This is a genomic window from Pseudomonas sp. 5P_5.1_Bac1 (assembly GCF_025466015.1).
In the GTDB taxonomy this organism is placed as follows: domain Bacteria; phylum Pseudomonadota; class Gammaproteobacteria; order Pseudomonadales; family Pseudomonadaceae; genus Aquipseudomonas.
The window spans coordinates 56741-75115 of sequence record NZ_JANLNX010000036.1; the positions used below are offsets into that span (position 1 = coordinate 56741).

The following is an 18375-nucleotide window of genomic DNA, read 5'->3' on the forward strand; positions in this document are numbered from 1 at the left end:
CGGCTTGTGAGCGGTTTGTTTATTACCCTGGAAGGTCCGGAAGGCGCGGGCAAGAGCACCAACCGTGACTATCTGGCCGGGCACCTGCGCGACCAGGGTCTGGATGTGGTGCTGACCCGTGAGCCTGGCGGTACGCCACTGGCCGAGCGGATTCGCGAGCTGTTGCTGGCCCCCAGCGACGAGAAAATGAACGCCGATACCGAGCTGTTGCTGGTGTTTGCGGCCCGGGCCCAGCATCTGGCCGAGGTGATTCGCCCGGCGTTGGCGCGTGGCGCCGTTGTTCTGTGCGATCGCTTTACCGATGCCACCTATGCCTATCAGGGCGGTGGCCGCGGTCTGAGCGTCGAGCGCATCGCGATGCTGGAACAGTTTGTCCAGGGTGGCTTGCAGCCGGACCTGACCCTGTTGTTCGACCTGCCGGTGGAAGTGGGCCTGTCCCGCGCTGCCGCGCGGGGGCGTCTGGACCGTTTCGAGCAGGAAGGGCAGGACTTTTTCCAGGCAGTGCGTCAGGCCTATCTCGATCGCGCCAAGGCGGATCCTCAGCGTTATCGCCTGATCGACGCGGCGCAGCCGCTGGTTCAGGTTCAGCAGTCGCTGGATGGCCTGGTCGGGCAGATCGTGGAGCGTTGCCGTGGCTGAGGCCTATCCGTGGCAGGCGACGCTCTGGCAGCAGCTTGCCGGACGCAGCCGTCATGCCCATGCCTATCTGCTGCATGGCCCGCAGGGTATCGGCAAGCGAGCGCTGGCCGAGCGTCTGATGGCGCTGCTGTTGTGCCAGCGGCCGGAGTCGTTGCAGGCCTGTGGACAGTGCAAGTCTTGCATGTTGCTGGCCGCGGGTAGCCATCCGGACAACTACGTGCTGGAGCCGGAAGAAGCGGACAAGCCTATCAAGGTGGATCAGGTTCGTGACCTGGTCGGCTTCGTCACCCAGACCGCCCAATTGGGCGGACGCAAACTGGTGCTGATCGAGCCGGTCGAAGCGATGAACGTGAATGCCGCCAATGCCTTGCTCAAGAGCCTCGAAGAACCTTCGGGCAATACCGTGCTGTTGCTGGTCACTCATCAGCCAAGCCGCCTGCTGCCTACGATCAAGAGTCGCTGCCAGCAAGTGGCCTGCCCCCAGCCGGGCGAAGCGCAGAGCCTCGCATGGCTGGCCTCGGCGCTACCGGATTGCGATGAGCAGGAGCGCGCTGAGCTGCTGAGTCTGGCCGCTGGCTCCCCGTTGATGGCCGTCAGCCTGCAGGCGCAGGGTGTGCGTGAGCATCGGGCGCAGGTGGTCGAAGGGGTGAAGAAGCTGCTCAAGCAACAGCAATCCCCGACCCAGCTTGCCGAATCCTGGAATGCCATTTCCCTGTTGCATCTTTTTGACTGGTTCTGCGACTGGTCGAACCTGATCCTGCGCTATCAGTTGACCCAGGATGAAGACGGCCTTGGCTTGGCCGATATGCGCAAAGTGGTGCAGTACATGGCGCAGAAGAGTTCGCAGGCCAAGGTGCTGGACATTCAGGACTGGATTCTCGCCCAGCGGCAGAAAGTCCTGTCCAAAGCCAACCTCAATCGCGTGCTGTTACTCGAAGCGCTGCTGGCCTCCTGGGCCATGCTGCCGGGTCAGCGCTGATCAGCCGCGTTTCCAATCCCTTTCAGTGTTGTCATTTCGCCATGCTCGTAGATTCCCATTGTCACCTCGATCGCCTTGACCTTTCCGCCCATGACGGCTCCCTGGATGCCGCGCTGGCCGCCGCGCGGGCCCGTGGGGTGGGGCATTTTCTCTGCATCGGGGTGAGTGCCGACAACGCGGCCCAGGTCAAGGCGCTGGCAGAGCGCTACGAAGATGTCGATTGTTCGGTGGGTATCCATCCGCTGGACCTGGCGCCGGGGGAGGCGCCGGCACTGGACTGGCTGTTGCAGGAGCTGAACCATCCCAATGTCGTCGCGATTGGCGAGACCGGGCTGGATTATCACTACGAGCCGGAGGCGGCAGAGTTGCAGCAAGCGTCGTTCCGACTGCATCTGGACGCCGCACGCATCACCGGCAAACCTGTAGTTATCCACACCCGTGCAGCGCGGGCGGACACCCTGGCACTGCTGCGCGAGGCGGCACTGCCACAGGCCGGAGTGCTGCACTGTTTCACCGAGGATTGGGAGATGGCGCGTGCGGCGCTGGACCTGGGCTATTACATCTCGTTGTCGGGGATTGTCACGTTCCGTAACGCCGACGCCTTGCGGGATGTTGCTCGCCAGGTTCCTGCCGATCGCCTGCTGGTGGAAACCGACTCGCCCTACCTGGCGCCCATTCCGCATCGGGGCAAGCCGAATCTGCCGGAATACGTCCGGGATGTTGCCGAGTTTATCGCCCTGGTTCGCGGCGAGCGTTATGAGCAATTGGCCGCCCAGACCACCGAAAATTTCCGTCGGCTGTTCCCGCTGGCCCGGGTGCGGCAGGGCTGAGCCCGGCGCGCGGGCAAAAAAAACCCGGGTTCTGGGGGGGAATCCGGGTTAAGACCATTAGGAGTAAACAAAGGCGAACACTCCATGATCACCTTTATCGGTGCGACACTTGGGGGGATGTGCCACACCGACAGTTCAAGTATTAATCAGGATTGATAGGCTTCCAGCAGCAACTGCTCGTTTTTTAAACAGATTTGGAATACGCCCGTCGCTGCTGAGCACTCATCGCTCTGCAATTTCTCGTACTATTGCCAATGTTTCGTCGATTACGCGGCGTTCGGTGTAGAAATGTGGGGAAAAACGCACCCCCATGCCGCGCGGGATACATACCACCTGATTTTCCTTCAATTGCCGATGAACCTCCGCGTTGTCCACGCCATCGATGCTGAAAGACACGATGCCGGCGCGGCGAGCCGGATCCTGTGGGCTGTGCAAGCGCACGCCGGGGATCGCGCCGAGTCCGTCGTGCAGCCAGCGCACGCGTTCTGCGATAGCGGCAGCGACCTGTTCCATCCCCACTTCTTCAAGCAATGAAAGGCTGGCTTCGAGCGCTGCGGCGCCGAGCATGTTCGGACTGCCGCATTCGAAACGCCGGGCGCTTTGAGCGGGTTCCCAGGTGGTGCGGTTGTAGTCGCCCATGTGTTCCAGCATGTGCCAGCCATATTCGCTGAGCTTCAGTTGCGGGCGAACCTCGGCACGGCAGTAGAACATCCCCAGGCCTTCCGGGCCGAGCATCCATTTGTGGCCATCGGCCATGGCGAAGTCGCACTGGCAGGCCTGCGCATCGAAGGGCAGGGCGCCGATCTGCTGGATAGCGTCGACACAAAACAGCACGCCGCGCTCGCGGCAGCCTTGGCCGAGGCGCACCAGGTCCATGCGCAGACCGCTGGCGAACTGCACCGAGCTGATCGACATCAGTCGGGTTTGTGGTCCGCAGGCGGCCAGCAGTGCGGCTTCCGGATCGTCACCCTTGAGATCGGCCTGGACCACTTCGACGCCTTGGCTCGCCAAGGCCTCCCAGACGATGCGGTTGGACGGGAATTCTTCGTTGCTGATGACGATCTGGTCGCCTGACTGCCAATCCAGTCCAAAGGCCACGAAGGACAACGCCTCGGACGTGTTCTTGACCAGTGCGATGTCGTCGGTGGAGGGGGCATTGATCAGGCGCTGCAGGCGCTCGCGCAGACGCTGCTCCATGAGCATCCACTCCGGGTAGTCGCGGGCGCCCAGCCAAACGTTTTCCCGGGCGAAGCGGCTGACCGCCTCGCTGGCGCGTTTCGGCCAGGGTGCGACGGCCGCGTGATTCAGGTAACGCAGGCCCGGGGCCTGTTCGAACTCTTCAGGAAACGTAGACATGGTTGGATGATCCGTGCATTTTGGCGCAAGTTAGGCATAATACTTGGCTTCGATTTTGATCCAGTCCTTCTTATGCAGAAAGAACCTCGTAAGGTCCGTGAGTTTCGTCGCCGTGAGCAAGAAATTCTCGATACCGCACTCAAGCTGTTTCTCGAACAGGGTGAAGACAGCGTCACCGTCGAGATGATCGCTGATGCAGTGGGTATCGGCAAAGGCACGATCTACAAGCACTTCAAATCCAAGGCGGAGATCTACCTGCGCCTGATGCTCGACTATGAGCGCGATTTGAACCAATTGCTGCACTCCGCCGACGTCGACCGTGACAAGGAAGCCTTGTCGCGTGCCTATTTCGAATTCCGCATGCGTGATCCACAGCGCTACCGGTTGTTCGATCGCCTTGAAGAAAAGGTGGTCAAGGGGCATCAGGTTCCGGACATGGTCGAGGAGTTGCACAAGATCCGTGCCTCGAACTTCGATCGCCTGACCCTGCTGATCAAGGGGCGCATCAGCGAAGGCAAGCTGGAAGACGTACCGCCGTACTTCCACTACTGCGCCGCCTGGGCGCTGGTGCACGGTGCCGTGGCGCTCTACCACTCGCCGTTCTGGAGCAACGTCCTGGAAGATCAGGAAGGTTTCTTCCAGTTCCTCATGGATATCGGCGTGCGCATGGGCAACAAGCGCAAACGCGATCCGGAGCCTTCTGCTAGCTGATAGCCGTTTGCGACACAATGCTACTGGGCGCGACAGGGCGGGAATATACTTTGGGTGTGAGGCTTGCAAAAACCTGATTTATGAGTCAGGTTTCGCGAGCCCGATTCATCCATGCCGGAGTTTTCCATGATCGTCGACCGTCAAGGCAGGCGTTTTCGCAATTTGCGTGTCAGCCTTACCGCCGCCTGCAATTACGCGTGCACTTATTGCGTGCCTGATGGGAAACGACTGGTCGCCGCCCAGGACGAGCTGTCTGCCGAGGCCTTGGCTCGCGGCGTGGCTTACCTGATCGAGGCCGCTGGCATCGAGCGTCTGCGGGTAACCGGTGGCGAGCCACTGGTCAGCCCCAAGCTGGAAGCCTTCCTCAAGACGGTCGCCGGATTCGGCCTGGACGACATCAGCCTCACCACAAACGGCCAACTCCTGGCGCGCAAGCTTCCCCTGCTTTGCGAAACCGGCATCCGCCGACTCAATGTCTCCCTCGATACCCTCGACGCTAGCGCCTTCCGGAGCATCTCCCGTGGTGGCGACCTGGCCAGTGTGCTGGATGGCATGACCCAAGCGGCGGCGACAGGCATGAAGATCAAGGTCAACATGGTGCCGCTGCGCGGACAGAACCTCGATCAGGTCTTGCCGCTGCTGGATTTCTGCCTGGAGCATGGCTACGAGTTGCGCTTCATCGAGCTGATGCGAATGGGCCACCTGGCCAAGGACAACAATATGTTCCTGCAGCAGTTCGTCGGCCTTGAGCAACTGCTGCAAATCATCGGCGAGCGCTACGAGTACGCCCAGGCCGAGGCGCCGATCGATGCCACCGCGCTGCGTTATCGGGTTCCGGGGCGGGGCGTCTTCGGTGTGATCGCCAATGAAAGCGTGCCTTTCTGCCGGACCTGCTCACGGCTGCGTCTGTCCTCCACCGGCTGGCTTCATGGTTGCCTGTCGTCGAGCAATCGACATTTCATTGGCGACCTGCTCGACCAGCCGCGCCATCAGGCCCTGCCGGCGTTGCAAGGGCTGTTGGTCAAGGCGCTGGGCGACAAGCAGAGCGTTGCCTTCTCCGGTGGCGCCACAGTGATGAAAATCATCGGCGGCTAGCTCGGCAAGCTGGCGCAAAATCTGCATCAGCGGGCTGTTCGCCGGTTTTCCGTCGCCGGCTCCTGGAGGAAAGATGCGTAGCCTGGTTCTGCTGATAGCGCTGATGGCGCTGGGTGGCTGCATGAATGTCAGCGACATGGGTGAGGGCGCCCGTTACCACATGAGCGACGCCGGTCTGCTTGATCACAGCGATACCCAGCGTTCGATGTCGCTGCGTTTGCAGCCTGACTCGTTCATTTTCATCGCCCAGGGCGCATTCGTCCCGCCGGGTGGTGCCTATCCGCGGCCAAACGTGGTGGCGGAGGAGGCCTTCAAGGGCTTCATCGAATACTTCCCGCTGGTGCGTCGTGCCCAGGGGCCGATCGGCCTCGAACAGGCGCTGACCGAGGCGCGTGCGGTGGGAGCGCATTATCTGCTCTACACCCGCTTCGCCAAGGCGGACAACCGTATCGGCAACGGCGACGAATGGTATGACGAGCAGGCGGTCGACCGCCTCGGTGTCGATACCGGTGTTGTGCAGATGATGCTTATCGAGACCAGCACCCGCTACCTGATCGATACGGCGAGAATTCGCAGTCGTGGCGGATTGCTGACGTTCCACGACAACAAGCCGGAAGATTTGCTCGGCCCGCCGCTCGAGAACTATGCTCGCTCGCTTCTGGGTCTGGGTCGCTGAGGACTACGAACAATGGCTGACACGGGCAAGGCCAACGACCTGTTGGCGCAGATTCCCCAGGCGGAAAAGGGCTTGCCGCCCGTCCACCTGTGGAATCCGGACTTCTGCGGCGATATCGACATGCGCATCGCCCGTGACGGTACCTGGTTCTACCTGGGGACGCCCATTGGCCGCAAACCTATGGTGCGGCTGTTTTCCACCATCATTCGCCGGAACGGTGATGATTATTTCCTGGTGACGCCGGTGGAAAAGGTGGGCATCACGGTGGATGACGCGCCGTTCGTCGCGGTAAGTCTCGAGGTGCAAGGCCGCGGGGAGCAGCAGGTGCTGTGTTTCACCAGCAATGTCGAGGACCGGGTCGAGGCCGGCCCCGAGCATCCGTTGCGCTTCATCATCGATCCTGTAACTCAGGAGCCTTCGCCCTACGTGCACATGCGCGCCAATCTCGAAGCGCTGATCCATCGCAATGTGTTTTATGAGCTGGTGGATCTGGCGGTCACCCGGGAGATCGACGGCGAGGCGTGGCTGGGTGTGTGGAGTTCAGGGGTGTTCTACCCCATCGGCAAGGAATGAACCTGAGGTGGGCGTCCGCGGTGGCGGGCGCCAGGCCTGCCAATAAAACTTTTCGGCCGGAAATGAAAAAACCTCCAGTGCTTGCGCATCTGGAGGTTTTCAGTATTTGGCTCCACGACCTGGACTCGAACCAGGGACCCAATGATTAACAGTCATTTGCTCTACCAACTGAGCTATCGCGGAATCTGTGGCGTATCTTACTGATTGCTAAAGGGAAGTCAAGCCTCCCTTTGGCAATCAGTGATTTTTACAGAACTTCGACAATCGCCTTGGTGACGACGTGAATATTGCTCTGGTTCAGCGTGGCAACGCAGATGCGGCCAGTGTCCAGCGCGTAGATGCCGTACTCGTCCTTCAGACGGGTAACCTGCTCAACGCTCAGGCCGGAGTAGGAGAACATGCCGCGTTGGCGACCGACGAAGCTGAAGTCACGCTTGGCGCCGTATTCAGCCAGCAGTTCGACCATCTGCTTGCGCATGCCGTGGATGCGGCCGCGCATTTCACCCAGTTCGGTTTCCCACATCTGACGCAGCTCGGCGCTGTTCAGTACCGCGGCGACGATGCTGGCACCGTGGGTTGGCGGGTTGGAGTAGGTGGTGCGGATCACGCGTTTGACCTGGGACAGCACGCGAGTGCTTTCTTCCTTGGCGCTGGTGACGATCGACAGGGCACCGACACGCTCGCCATACAGCGAGAACGACTTGGAGAACGAGCTGGAAACGAAGAAGTCCAGGCCCGACTCGGCGAACAGGCGTACCGCGAAGGCGTCTTCGGCAATGCCGTCGCCAAAGCCCTGGTAAGCCATGTCCAGGAATGGAACGTGACCCTTGGCCTTGATGACTTCCAGGACGTTTTTCCAGTCCGCCAGGCTCAGGTCCACACCGGTCGGGTTATGGCAGCAAGCGTGCAGGACGATGATCGAACCGGCTGGCAGCTCGTTCAGGTCTTCCAGCATGCCGGAGCGGTTGACGTCGTTGCTCGGCGCGTCGTAGTAGCGATAGTTCTGCACCGGGAAACCGGCGGTTTCGAACAGGGCGCGGTGGTTTTCCCAGCTCGGGTCGCTGATGGCGACGACGGCGTTCGGCGACAGTTGCTTGAGGAAGTCGGCACCAATTTTCAGTGCGCCAGTACCGCCGACGGCTTGAACGGTCACCACACGGCCTTCGGCCAGCAGTGGAGACTCGGCACCGAACAGCAGTTTCTGAACAGCCTGGTCGTAGGCAGCGATACCGTCGATTGGCAGGTAACCGCGGGAAGCGTGCTGTGCAGCACGTTGGGTTTCGGCTTCGATGACCGCACGCAGCAGTGGGATGCGTCCTTCTTCGTTGCAGTAGACGCCTACGCCCAGGTTGACCTTGTTGGTACGTGGATCGGCGTTGAATGCTTCGTTGAGGCCCAGAATGGGATCGCGTGGTGCCAGCTCGACAGCGGAAAACAGGCTCATTATTACCTTGGCTCTGAATTGGAGGGTGAGTAGGGTTTGCACGCTCCAGCCGAATGCACTAGAGCGGTGCACAAACGGGGAGTCAGTATAGTGATACCGACCGGTCACGGCGACAGTCTGCCGCAGCTTTTCCTGCTGTTTGTGGGAATATTTTTCGACCGTTAGTCGAATCCTTCAGTCAACAGTAGGAAATGCACTGCGCGCTGGGTTGAAACTGGCGTAGGGCGCCTTCAATTGGGTATAAGTACTGTCTAAAAATACAGTTACCTGTATTCGCACTTAACCAGGGGTTCGTCATGTCCGAGTTTCAGCTCGTCACCCGTTTCCAGCCGGCCGGCGACCAGCCGGAAGCCATCCGCCTGATGGTCGAGGGCATCGAAGCCGGGCTGGCGCACCAGACCCTGCTGGGTGTGACCGGTTCGGGCAAGACCTTCAGCATCGCCAACGTGATCGCTCAGGTGCAGCGCCCGACCCTGGTGCTGGCGCCGAACAAGACCCTGGCAGCGCAGCTCTACGGCGAGTTCAAGGCGTTCTTCCCGAACAACTCGGTCGAGTATTTCGTTTCCTACTACGACTACTACCAGCCGGAAGCCTACGTACCGTCGTCCGACACCTTCATCGAGAAGGACGCCTCGATCAACGATCACATCGAGCAGATGCGACTGTCGGCGACCAAGGCGTTGCTGGAGCGGCGCGATGCGATCATCGTCACCACCGTTTCCTGCATTTACGGTCTGGGCAGCCCGGAAACCTACCTGAAGATGGTCCTGCACGTGGACCGTGGCGACAAACTCGACCAGCGCGCCCTGTTGCGCCGTCTGGCCGACCTGCAATACACCCGCAACGAGATGGATTTTGCCCGTGCGACCTTCCGGGTGCGCGGCGATGTGATCGATGTGTATCCCGCCGAATCCGATCTGGAGGCGATCCGCATCGAGCTGTTCGACGATGAAGTGGAAAGCCTCTCCGCCTTCGATCCGTTGACCGGCGAGGTGATCCGCAAGCTGGCGCGATTCACCTTCTACCCGAAAAGCCACTACGTCACCCCGCGGGAAACCCTGCTCGGCGCGGTGGAGGGGATCAAGGAAGAACTCAAGGACCGCCTGGAATACCTGCACAAGGCCAACAAGCTGGTGGAAGCCCAGCGCCTGGAGCAGCGGACCCGTTTCGACCTGGAGATGATCCTCGAACTGGGCTACTGCAACGGCATCGAAAACTACTCGCGCTACCTCTCCGGGCGTCCGGCCGGGGCGCCGCCGCCAACCCTCTACGACTACCTGCCGCCCGATGCGCTGCTGGTGATCGACGAATCCCACGTCAGCGTTCCGCAGGTCGGGGCGATGTACAAAGGCGACCGCTCGCGCAAGGAAACCCTGGTTGAGTACGGATTCCGCCTGCCGTCGGCGCTGGACAACCGGCCCATGCGCTTCGACGAGTGGGAGAGCGTCAGCCCACAGACCATCTTTGTTTCCGCCACGCCCGGGGTTTACGAGGCCGAGCATGCCGGCCGAGTGGTGGAGCAGGTGGTGCGGCCGACCGGCCTGGTCGACCCGCAAGTGGAAATTCGCCCGGCGCTGACCCAGGTCGACGATCTGCTGTCGGAGATCCGCAAGCGTGTGGCCGTGGAAGAGCGGGTGCTGGTCACCACCCTGACCAAACGCATGGCCGAGGACTTGACCGACTACCTGGCCGACCACGATGTGCGGGTGCGCTACCTGCACTCGGATATCGATACGGTGGAGCGCGTCGAAATCATCCGCGACCTGCGCCTGGGCACCTTCGACGTGCTGGTGGGGATCAACCTGCTGCGTGAGGGCCTGGACATGCCGGAGGTGTCGCTGGTGGCGATCCTTGATGCCGACAAAGAGGGCTTCCTGCGGTCCGAGCGCTCGCTGATCCAGACCATCGGCCGGGCGGCGCGTAACCTCAATGGCCGGGCGATCCTGTACGCCGACCGCATGACCGGCTCGATGCAGCGCGCGATCGATGAGACGGAGCGCCGCCGCGAGAAGCAGGTCGCCTTCAACCTGGCCAACGGCATCGTGCCCAAAGGCGTGGTCAAGGACATCACAGACATCCTCGAAGGCGCCAATGTGCCGGGCTCGCGCAGCAAGAAGCGCAAAGGCATGGCCAAGGCCGCGGAGGAGAGCGCTCGCTACGAAGCCGAGCTGCGTTCGCCGGGCGAGATCGCCAAGCGAATCAAGCAGCTTGAAGAGAAGATGTACCAGTTGGCACGGGACTTGGAGTTCGAGGCGGCGGCACAGATGCGTGATGAGATCACCCAGTTGCGTGAGCGCTTGCTTACCGTGTGACGTTTCTGTCGCTCATGACGGCCAAGTCGCTGGCAAGCGGTGCTCCGCTTGCCAGCGATCAGGTCAGTGCGCTTCTCCGGCCTTCAAGCCCTGCGGCAATTTCCGGGTCAATACGACCGCCACCATGCTGATCGCCAGGCCGATCCCAACGAAATGGAAGGCATCGTTGTAGGCCATGATCAGCGCCTGCTGATGGACGATTTCGCTCAGCTTGCCGAGCGCAGCAGCCTCGCTGCCCAGCTTCTCCGTCAGCAATGCCAGCCGTTCCGCGACTTGCGGGTTGGTCGGCACCACCGATTCCCGCAAATAGTCGAAATAGGTCTTGGCCCGAGCGTCCAGCAGGGTTGCCAGCAGGGCGATGCCGATCGCGCCGCCCAGGTTGCGCAGGATGTTGAACAGGCTCGACGCGGAGCCGGCGTCCTGCGGCTGGATGTACGCCGTGGCAATCAGCGAGATGGTCACCATGATCATCGGCTGGCCAAGGGCGCGGATGATCTGGATATGGTTGAACTGGCTGCCGGCGAAATCCGGATTGAGCACCCCGGAGCTGAAGCTGGCCAGGCCAAAGAGACCAAAGCCCAGGGCGCAGAGGATCTTCGGCGAAATCACCTTCATCAATTGCGGCACCAGCGGAATCAGGAATAACTGCGGGATGCCCATCCACATGATCACTTCGCCGATCTGCAGCGCGTTGTAGTTCTGGATCTGCGCCAGGTACAGCGGCAGCAGATAGATCGAGCCATACAGCCCTACGCCCATCCCCAGGCTGGCAATGCTCGACAGGCCGAAATTACGGTTCTTGAGGATGCGCAGGTTGATCAGCGGGTTCGGCTTGGACAACTGCAGGATCACGAAGGTGATCAGGCTGACCACGGCGATACTGCCCAGGCCGACGATCAGGCTCGATTCCAGCCAGTCCTTGCGATGCCCTTCTTCAAGAAACACCTGCAGGCAACCCAGGCCCACGCCGAGGGTGACGATGCCGGCGTAATCGGTGCTTTTCAGCAACTCCCAGTGAGCTTCCTTCTTCTCCAGGCCATAAAGCAAGCCGGCGATCATGATCAGGCCGGGTGGGATGTTGATGTAGAAGATGTACTCCCAGCCCCAGTTTTCTGTCAGCCAACCTCCCAGTGTCGGACCGATCGAGGGCGCGAAGGTCGCGGTCATGGCAAACATCGCCATGCCCTTGGCGCGATGGTGCTCGGGCAGCTTGATCAGGGTCAGGGTGAAGGCCAGCGGGATCAATGCCCCGCCGGTAAAGCCCTGCATGGCGCGGAAGATGATCATGCTCTCCAGGTTCCAGGCCATCGAGCACAACAACGAGGAAGCCAGGAAGCCGAGGGACACCCACACCGCCAGTCGCCGGGCCGAGAGTAACTGCACCAGCCAGGCGGTGAGCGGAATCATGATGATTTCGGCTACAAGGTACGAGGTCGAAATCCACGAGCCTTCTTCCAGCGTCGCTGACAGCGCGCCTTGAATGTCCTTGAGCGACGAGTTGGTGATCTGGATGTCCAGCACCGCCATGAAGGCACCGAGCATCACGCTCATCACGGCAATCCAGTCGCGCCGGCTCGGTTCGCCGACGGGACGGATCAGTTGATCACCGGCCATCGCTACGCAGATCGACGGTGGCGGTGACCGACATGCCGGGGCGGATCCGGCCATGCAGTGGGTTATCGGCGGCGAAGGTCAGCTTCACCGGAATACGTTGTACGACCTTGGTGAAGTTACCGGTGGCGTTGTCTGGCGGCAGCAGGCTGAACTGCGCGCCGGAAGCGGCGAACAGACTGTCCACGCGGCCTTCGATCGGCGTGTCCGGGTAGCTGTCGAACACCAGTTCGGCGCGCAGGCCGGGCTGCATCCTGCCGATCTGAGTTTCCTTGAAGTTGGCCTGGACCCAGATGTCCTCGTCAGGAACGATCGACAGCAGGTAGGCGCCGGCCTGCACATATTGGCCATCGCGAGCGGAGCGCTGGCCGACCATGCCGCTGATCGGCGCGTGGATTTCGCTGCGGGTCAGGTTCAGCTCGGCTTGGGCCAGGTCGGTGCGGGCTGTGGCGATCTGCGCATCAAGGCGCTTGAGTTCGGCTTCCAGTGCGCTGACCTGCTGGCGCTGGCCCTGCAGATCGGCCTGGGCCTTGTTCACCTGGGAGCGGGCGACGTTGCTTTCGGCGGAAAGGGTGGTCACTCGCTCCTCGGACACGAAGCCCGGCTTGCGCAGGGCCTGGGCGCGGTTCAAGTCCAGTTGCGTGCGACCCAGGGTGGCCTGGTTGGCGGAAACCTGGGCCTGGCCGGCGGCGATCAGGCTGGATTGCTGGGTCAGCCGGCTGTCGGCCTGCAAGCGCTCGGCCTCGCGGGTCGCGAGGGTGGCGCGGGCGCGTTCGACGGCAAACTGGAAGTCGTCACCTTCCAGGCGCACCAGCAGATCGCCTTTGTTCACGTGCTGGTTGTCCTGCACCAGCACGCTGTCGATGCGGGCGCCGAGTTGGCTGGATACCCGAGTGATCTCCCCCTGGACATAGGCGTTGTCGGTGCTTTCGTAGAAGCGGCCTTTGAAATACCACTGGGCGAAGAACGCGAGGGAAATCAGCAGGACCAGAAGAAGAAAAATCAGCAGGCGGCGCTTGAGTTGGGCTGGCATGGGGACGATCGTTCCGAAAATGTAAGCAAATTTAACAAGTTTTGGATCCAGCCGCACAAGTGGCGATCACGCCCATTACTGGAGCCCGGCGCCTGCTCCCTGTTAACATCCCGGCTTTGTTTCATCTCTTGTTCGAGACTCTCATGACCACCGTTCGCACGCGCATCGCGCCTTCGCCGACTGGCGATCCCCACGTCGGCACCGCTTACATCGCCCTGTTCAACTACTGCTTTGCCAAGCAGCACGGCGGCGAGTTCATCCTGCGTATCGAAGATACCGACCAACTGCGTTCGACCCGCGAATCCGAACAACAGATTTTCGACGCGCTGCGCTGGTTGGGCATCGAGTGGAGCGAAGGCCCGGACGTCGGTGGCCCGCATGGCCCGTACCGGCAGAGCGAGCGGGGCGATATCTACAAGCAGTACGCCCAGCAACTGGTCGACCTGGGGCACGCGTTCCCGTGCTTCTGCACCGCTGAAGAGCTGGACCAGATGCGCGCCGAGCAGACGGCCCGCGGCGAGACCCCGCGCTACGACGGTCGCGCGCTGCTGCTGTCCCAGGAAGAAGTCCAGCGCCGCCTGGCGGCGGGCGAGCCACACGTGATCCGCATGAAGGTGCCGAGTGAAGGCGTCTGCGTGGTGCCGGACATGCTCCGTGGCGACGTCGAGATCCCGTGGGATCGCATGGACATGCAAGTGCTAATGAAGACCGACGGTCTGCCGACCTACTTCCTGGCGAACGTGGTCGACGACCACCTGATGGGCATCACTCACGTCCTGCGCGGTGAAGAGTGGCTGCCGTCGGCACCCAAGCTGATCAAGCTGTACGAGTACTTCGGTTGGGAACAGCCCAAGCTTTGCTACATGCCGCTGCTGCGTAACCCGGACAAGAGCAAGCTGTCCAAGCGCAAGAACCCGACGTCGGTCACCTTCTACGAGCGCATGGGCTTCATGCCGGAAGCCATGCTCAACTACCTGGGCCGCATGGGCTGGTCGATGCCCGACGAGCGCGAGAAGTTCTCCCTGAGCGAAATGGTCGAGCACTTCGACCTGTCGCGGGTATCGCTGGGCGGGCCGATCTTCGACATCGAGAAGCTGTCCTGGCTCAACGGCCAGTGGCTGCGTGACCTGCCGGTGGAAGAGTTCGCCGCGCGGGTGCAGAAGTGGGCGTTCAACAGCGACTACATGATGAAGATCGCGCCGCACGTGCAGGGCAGGGTGGAGACGTTCAGTCAGGTCGCACCGCTGGGTGGCTTCTTCTTCGAAGGCGCGCTGCGTCTCGATGCAAAGCTGTTCGAGCACAAGAAGCTGTCTCCGGACCAGGTGCGCCAGGTGCTGCAACTGATCCTGTGGAAGCTGGAAAGCCTGCGTCAGTGGGAAAAAGACCGCATCACCGGCTGTATCCAGGCGGTAGTCGAAGCCCTGGAGCTTAAACTGCGCGACGCGATGCCACTGATGTTTGCCGCGATCACCGGCCAGGCCAGTTCGGTTTCGGTGCTCGACGCCATGGAAATCCTCGGCCCTGACCTGACGCGCTATCGCTTGCGCCAGGCGCTGGAACTGCTGGGCGGCGTTTCGAAGAAAGAAAACAAGGAATGGGAGAGGCTGCTGGGCACTATCGCCTGACCGCTGCCGCATCCTTTTTCGCGGGGCGAACCTGCTTTCACCGGTGTATTGCCGGGGAAGCGGGTTCGCCCCGCGATGCTTTGCGCCCTGGTGCGAAGCGCCATTCCCCCGAAAACACGGGACTTTTTCCGCTCAAGGAAGGTAAGTGATTGTTATCTAGGAAAAAGTTTTTGAATTTTATTGAAAATATATTTGACAGGTCTTTGATCCGAACTTAATATGCGCCCCGTCCACAGCGATGAACGAAAACGAAACGCGAAGCACCCAGCCAAGCGATTCAGTTCAAAGCGACATTGTGGGGCTATAGCTCAGCTGGGAGAGCGCCTGCATGGCATGCAGGAGGTCAGCGGTTCGATCCCGCTTAGCTCCACCAATTTCCAGCTTGGCAGTCAATTCCAGCGACTGCCGGCATGATCGGTTCGAAGAACCGGTCGATGGTAGAAGGGTTGCGTCCCCTTCGTCTAGTGGCCTAGGACACCGCCCTTTCACGGCGGTAACAGGGGTTCGAGTCCCCTAGGGGACGCCAGTTTTACACAAGCGATGTCGAAAGAGGTCGCTGGGCCGCGAGGCTAGAAATCTGGGGCTATAGCTCAGCTGGGAGAGCGCCTGCATGGCATGCAGGAGGTCAGCGGTTCGATCCCGCTTAGCTCCACCAATTCCGCCAGGATTCGTGAAAACGGATCTTTACGAAGGTTTAAAGTCCCCTTCGTCTAGTGGCCTAGGACACCGCCCTTTCACGGCGGTAACAGGGGTTCGAGTCCCCTAGGGGACGCCATTTTACCCGCTTTGCGGGATTTCAAGGCTCATTCGCTTATTGAATGAGCCTTTTGTTTTTTCCCTCGAAAAAAGTTTTTGCCCCGTGCGCGACAAGCGGCGGGGCAAAAGGCTTGCTTTTAAATATTATGAGCATAATATTTCAACCATAATATTTTGGAGGCGAGCCATGAACGACAAGAAAGCCAGAACCCGCGAACGCATCCTCGATGCCGCGCGTCACGCGCTGATCCAGCAAGGGCCCGCCGATCCCAGCGTCAATCAGGTAATGGGTGCTGCCGGCCTGACCGTTGGTGGTTTCTACGCCCATTTCGACAGCAAGGAAGCCTTGATGCTCGAAGCGTTCAGCCAATTGCTCGGCGAGCGTCGTGCCTTGTTGTCCCAGGTTGATCCGGCGTTGGATGGCCAGTCGCGGCGGGCGCTGGTTGCCGCGTTCTATCTATCGCGCAAGCACCGTGACTCCACCGGGGATGCCTGTCCGCTGCCTACGTCCCTGAGTGAAATGACCCGACTGCCCGATGCCTTCCGCGACGTGCTCGCCGAACACATCGAGATGATGACCGCGCAATTGGTCGACAGCCCCGATGAGGCTGACAAATTCCTCGCCGACCTTGCGCTGATGGTCGGCGGCCTGGCCCTGGCGCGAGCCCTGGGCACCAGCGATCTGTCCGATCGCATCCTGCGTGCCGCCAAAACGGCGGTGATTTGAGCGACCCCTCTGGAGCTAAGCGATGAATACCTTGAGCTGGATTCGCGGCGTGAACGGCACCTTGGGGCGTCTGGTCCCTGGGCATATCGCCAGCAAGATGCACCGCGCCTTCTTGACGCCCTACACCCGCCCACCGCGGGACTGGGAGTTGCCCGTGCTGGAGCGGGCTGAGCGCATCACTCTGCGTTTCGGTCTGTCCGCATTGCGCTGGGGCCAAGGGCCGACTGTCCTGTTGATGCACGGCTGGGAAGGGCGTCCGACCCAATTCGCCAAGATCATCGAAACCCTGGTGGACGCCGGTTACACCGCGGTCGCGCTGGACGGCCCGGCCCATGGCCGCTCGCCGGGTGACGAGGCGCACGTTGGCCTCTTTGCCCGCGCCGTGCTGGAGGCCGCAGCGGAATTGCCGCCGCTCAAGGCGGTGATCGGCCACTCCATGGGCGCCGCCAGTGTGCTCTTGGCGATGCAGCTGGGCCTGCGTGCCGAAGCGGTGGTCAGCATCGCCGCGCCGGCGCGGTTGCTGGGCGTATTGCGCGGTTTTGCCCGGCACCTGAACCTGCCGCCTCGGGCGCGGGCAGCCTTCATTCGCAAGGTGGAACGGGATGTCGGTTTGCCGGTGGCAAAGCTGGATGTCAGTGGTTACCAACTGGAAGTGCCGGGCCTGATCGTGCACGCCGAGGACGACAGGCTGGTCCCGGCCAGCGAAGCCCAGGTGATCCACGACGCCTGGTTCGACAGTCGCCTGCTGATGCTGGAGCAAGGGGGGCATCAGCGCGTATTGGCCGATCCGCGAGTGGTTTCCGGCGTTCTCGACCTGCTCAAGCGAAGTGACATGCCGCTGCGCCAATCGGCGTAAGCATCCGTTACACTCTGCCCGTTCATCACATACGGGAGTGGGCATGAGCTGGGATCTGGCAACGCCATTCGTCATCGACCTTCGCGTCGGTGCCGAGGATATCGACGGACTGGGGCATGCCAACAATGCCGTCTACGTTTCCTGGCTGGAGCGCTGCGCCTGGCGTCATTCGCAGCGCCTCGGCCTGGACTTGACGGAGTACCGTCGGCTGGACCGGGCCATGGCGGTGGTTCGTCACGAAATCGACTACCTGGCCAGCGCCTACGAAGACGACGAATTGCAGTTGGCAACCTGGATCGTCGACTGGGATCAGCGCCTGAAAATGACCCGGCGCTTCCAGCTGGTTCGCCCCAGCGACGGCGTCACGCTGCTTCGCGCGCAAACCACCTTTGTCTGCATCGAGTTGTCCACAGGGCGACCCAAACGCATGCCACCTGAATTCCTCGAAGGCTACGGCCAGGCGCTGCTGAGCAACCCGACGTGATTCGCCGGGCTGAGGCTGCGGACGGCGTTGCGGTTCGCGGCGTCGTGGAGGCTGCCTATCTGCCTTACGTCGCCAGCATCGGCGTGCGCCCTGGTCCGCTGGATGACGATTACGACGACCTGATCCGCCAGCAGCAGGTCTGGCTGGTGGAACAGGGGAGCGATGTGTGCGCCATTCTTGTGCTGTGCCATGAGGCGGAAGCGATGCTGCTCTCCAACGTCGCGGTCAATCCCGCCTTCCAGGGCCAGGGTCATGGCCGCCGGCTGATCGACTTCGCCGAGGCTCGCGCCCTGGACGCCGGTTTTTCCCTGATTCGGCTCTACACCAACGCCGCGATGCAGGCGAATGTGGCGCTCTACGAGCGGTTGGGCTATCGCGAGACTCACCGGGGCGCCGAGCACGGCTTCAATCGGGTGTTCATGGAGAAGCGGCTGGTTTGAGCCAGCGTGAAAGCGCTGACCGTATTCGCCGGAAAAAGCCAGGGCGTTCAAGGGTGTTTCGATTGCCTTCAAGCGGGCCGTGCACGTCGCTGGCGAGCCAAGAAACGGGTTGCTCCTTCACTGTTTCCGTCCTTCGCCGCTCATGGTCGAAGTTGAGAATGTCGTAATTGCTCTTTTTGATGTGCATGTCCCGTTCCTTGTTGTGCGGCGCGTCGAGGGTTGCGGCAA

18 protein-coding genes and 5 tRNA genes are annotated in these 18375 nt (G+C 61.4%); 17 read left to right on the forward strand and 6 right to left on the reverse strand.

The features are described from left to right. The first annotated feature begins 6 nt into the window (after window positions 1–6). Genes tmk through NTD82_RS05980 form a run of 3 tightly spaced genes read left to right on the forward strand, consistent with a single transcriptional unit; the run spans window position 7 to window position 2448 of the window. Complete coding sequence (gene tmk, locus NTD82_RS05970) at window positions 7–639, forward strand: dTMP kinase (protein WP_095155619.1); 633 nt, start codon at window positions 7–9, stop codon at window positions 637–639. After that, window positions 632–1618: a DNA polymerase III subunit delta' gene (locus NTD82_RS05975; protein WP_262128074.1), complete on the forward strand. Its 987-nt coding sequence runs from the start codon at window positions 632–634 to the stop codon at window positions 1616–1618. Before tmk ends, NTD82_RS05975 begins: the two co-directional genes overlap by 8 nt. A gap of 41 nt (window positions 1619–1659) precedes the next feature. Beyond that, the gene (locus NTD82_RS05980) at window positions 1660–2448 is read left to right on the forward strand and encodes a TatD family hydrolase (protein WP_095155621.1); all 789 of its coding nucleotides are present in this window, start codon (window positions 1660–1662) and stop codon (window positions 2446–2448) included. 222 nt (window positions 2449–2670) lie between these two features. Here NTD82_RS05980 and NTD82_RS05985 read toward each other — a convergent pair whose 3' ends face one another. Then, window positions 2671–3804, reverse strand: a complete 1134-nt coding sequence (locus NTD82_RS05985) for an aminotransferase class V-fold PLP-dependent enzyme (protein ID WP_262128075.1) — start codon at window positions 3802–3804, stop codon at window positions 2671–2673. Between the two features lie 72 nt (window positions 3805–3876). Between NTD82_RS05985 and NTD82_RS05990 the strand changes: the two genes are divergently transcribed. From NTD82_RS05990 to NTD82_RS06005, 4 genes are all read left to right on the forward strand, one after another. After that, window positions 3877–4515: a TetR/AcrR family transcriptional regulator gene (locus NTD82_RS05990; protein WP_042122274.1), complete on the forward strand. Its 639-nt coding sequence runs from the start codon at window positions 3877–3879 to the stop codon at window positions 4513–4515. Between the two features lie 126 nt (window positions 4516–4641). Continuing rightward, window positions 4642–5610 carry a GTP 3',8-cyclase MoaA gene (locus tag NTD82_RS05995; RefSeq protein WP_262128076.1) on the forward strand — a complete coding sequence of 323 codons (969 nt, stop codon included), beginning with the start codon at window positions 4642–4644 and terminating at the stop codon, window positions 5608–5610. A gap of 73 nt (window positions 5611–5683) precedes the next feature. Beyond that, window positions 5684–6286, forward strand: a complete 603-nt coding sequence (locus NTD82_RS06000) for a DUF4823 domain-containing protein (RefSeq protein WP_095155624.1) — start codon at window positions 5684–5686, stop codon at window positions 6284–6286. 12 nt (window positions 6287–6298) lie between these two features. Next, window positions 6299–6859 (forward strand): DUF1285 domain-containing protein, encoded by a 561-nt coding sequence (locus NTD82_RS06005; protein WP_262128077.1) that lies wholly within the window; start codon window positions 6299–6301, stop codon window positions 6857–6859. Window positions 6860–6966: 107 nt separating this feature from the next. Here the strand turns inward: NTD82_RS06005 and NTD82_RS06010 are convergent. Then, a tRNA-Asn gene (locus tag NTD82_RS06010) sits at window positions 6967–7042 on the reverse strand. Window positions 7043–7106: 64 nt separating this feature from the next. After that, window positions 7107–8303, reverse strand: a complete 1197-nt coding sequence (locus tag NTD82_RS06015) for an amino acid aminotransferase (RefSeq protein WP_110972211.1) — start codon at window positions 8301–8303, stop codon at window positions 7107–7109. Window positions 8304–8599: 296 nt separating this feature from the next. On the opposite strand from NTD82_RS06015, the gene uvrB reads away from it, so the two are divergent. Further along, window positions 8600–10615, forward strand: coding sequence for an excinuclease ABC subunit UvrB (gene uvrB / locus NTD82_RS06020; protein ID WP_095155627.1), 2016 nt, complete (start codon window positions 8600–8602; stop codon window positions 10613–10615). A 63-nt stretch (window positions 10616–10678) separates the two neighbouring features. Here uvrB and NTD82_RS06025 read toward each other — a convergent pair whose 3' ends face one another. Together NTD82_RS06025 and NTD82_RS06030 are read right to left on the reverse strand one after the other, a co-directional pair. After that, window positions 10679–12169 (reverse strand): MDR family MFS transporter, encoded by a 1491-nt coding sequence (locus tag NTD82_RS06025; protein ID WP_175653738.1) that lies wholly within the window; start codon window positions 12167–12169, stop codon window positions 10679–10681. A gap of 49 nt (window positions 12170–12218) precedes the next feature. Beyond that, window positions 12219–13259: an HlyD family secretion protein gene (locus NTD82_RS06030; RefSeq protein ID WP_262128078.1), complete on the reverse strand. Its 1041-nt coding sequence runs from the start codon at window positions 13257–13259 to the stop codon at window positions 12219–12221. A gap of 143 nt (window positions 13260–13402) precedes the next feature. Between NTD82_RS06030 and gltX the strand changes: the two genes are divergently transcribed. From gltX to NTD82_RS06075, 9 genes are all read left to right on the forward strand, one after another. Then, complete coding sequence (gltX, locus tag NTD82_RS06035; protein ID WP_262128079.1) at window positions 13403–14884, forward strand: glutamate--tRNA ligase; 1482 nt, start codon at window positions 13403–13405, stop codon at window positions 14882–14884. A 297-nt stretch (window positions 14885–15181) separates the two neighbouring features. Next, a tRNA-Ala gene (locus tag NTD82_RS06040) sits at window positions 15182–15257 on the forward strand. Between the two features lie 77 nt (window positions 15258–15334). Next, window positions 15335–15410 (forward strand) — tRNA-Glu (locus NTD82_RS06045). 53 nt (window positions 15411–15463) lie between these two features. After that, window positions 15464–15539: transfer RNA gene (locus NTD82_RS06050), tRNA-Ala, on the forward strand. Between the two features lie 44 nt (window positions 15540–15583). After that, window positions 15584–15659: transfer RNA gene (locus tag NTD82_RS06055), tRNA-Glu, on the forward strand. Between the two features lie 168 nt (window positions 15660–15827). Next, window positions 15828–16367 carry a TetR/AcrR family transcriptional regulator gene (locus tag NTD82_RS06060; RefSeq protein WP_095155631.1) on the forward strand — a complete coding sequence of 180 codons (540 nt, stop codon included), beginning with the start codon at window positions 15828–15830 and terminating at the stop codon, window positions 16365–16367. Window positions 16368–16389: 22 nt separating this feature from the next. Further along, entirely contained in the window at window positions 16390–17223 is an 834-nt protein-coding gene (locus tag NTD82_RS06065) for an alpha/beta hydrolase (protein WP_095155632.1), read from the forward strand. Between the two features lie 43 nt (window positions 17224–17266). Then, the gene (locus NTD82_RS06070; protein ID WP_095155633.1) at window positions 17267–17707 is read left to right on the forward strand and encodes an acyl-CoA thioesterase; all 441 of its coding nucleotides are present in this window, start codon (window positions 17267–17269) and stop codon (window positions 17705–17707) included. Further along, on the forward strand, window positions 17704–18147 hold the full coding sequence (locus NTD82_RS06075) for a GNAT family N-acetyltransferase (protein WP_262128080.1): 444 nt from the start codon (window positions 17704–17706) through the stop codon (window positions 18145–18147). Before NTD82_RS06070 ends, NTD82_RS06075 begins: the two co-directional genes overlap by 4 nt. On the opposite strand, the gene NTD82_RS06080 is transcribed toward NTD82_RS06075, so the two are convergent. Beyond that, window positions 18125–18334 carry a hypothetical protein gene (locus NTD82_RS06080; RefSeq protein ID WP_262128081.1) on the reverse strand — a complete coding sequence of 70 codons (210 nt, stop codon included), beginning with the start codon at window positions 18332–18334 and terminating at the stop codon, window positions 18125–18127. The two genes, NTD82_RS06075 and NTD82_RS06080, sit on opposite strands and share 23 nt — an antisense overlap. Between the last annotated feature and the right edge of the window lie 41 nt (window positions 18335–18375).

Coding starts and splice junctions, on each gene's coding strand:
- NTD82_RS06060 (WP_095155631.1), top strand. CDS start 15,828: ATGAACGACAAGAAAGCCAGAACCCGCGAACGCATCCTCGATGCCGCG.
- gltX (WP_262128079.1), top strand. CDS start 13,403: ATGACCACCGTTCGCACGCGCATCGCGCCTTCGCCGACTGGCGATCCC.
- NTD82_RS06015 (WP_110972211.1), bottom strand. CDS start 8,303: ATGAGCCTGTTTTCCGCTGTCGAGCTGGCACCACGCGATCCCATTCTG.
- NTD82_RS05995 (WP_262128076.1), top strand. CDS start 4,642: ATGATCGTCGACCGTCAAGGCAGGCGTTTTCGCAATTTGCGTGTCAGC.
- uvrB (WP_095155627.1), top strand. CDS start 8,600: ATGTCCGAGTTTCAGCTCGTCACCCGTTTCCAGCCGGCCGGCGACCAG.
- NTD82_RS06000 (WP_095155624.1), top strand. CDS start 5,684: ATGCGTAGCCTGGTTCTGCTGATAGCGCTGATGGCGCTGGGTGGCTGC.
- NTD82_RS06065 (WP_095155632.1), top strand. CDS start 16,390: ATGAATACCTTGAGCTGGATTCGCGGCGTGAACGGCACCTTGGGGCGT.
- NTD82_RS06005 (WP_262128077.1), top strand. CDS start 6,299: ATGGCTGACACGGGCAAGGCCAACGACCTGTTGGCGCAGATTCCCCAG.
- NTD82_RS05980 (WP_095155621.1), top strand. CDS start 1,660: ATGCTCGTAGATTCCCATTGTCACCTCGATCGCCTTGACCTTTCCGCC.
- NTD82_RS06080 (WP_262128081.1), bottom strand. CDS start 18,334: ATGCACATCAAAAAGAGCAATTACGACATTCTCAACTTCGACCATGAG.
- NTD82_RS05985 (WP_262128075.1), bottom strand. CDS start 3,804: ATGTCTACGTTTCCTGAAGAGTTCGAACAGGCCCCGGGCCTGCGTTAC.
- NTD82_RS06030 (WP_262128078.1), bottom strand. CDS start 13,259: ATGCCAGCCCAACTCAAGCGCCGCCTGCTGATTTTTCTTCTTCTGGTC.
- NTD82_RS06070 (WP_095155633.1), top strand. CDS start 17,267: ATGAGCTGGGATCTGGCAACGCCATTCGTCATCGACCTTCGCGTCGGT.
- NTD82_RS05990 (WP_042122274.1), top strand. CDS start 3,877: ATGCAGAAAGAACCTCGTAAGGTCCGTGAGTTTCGTCGCCGTGAGCAA.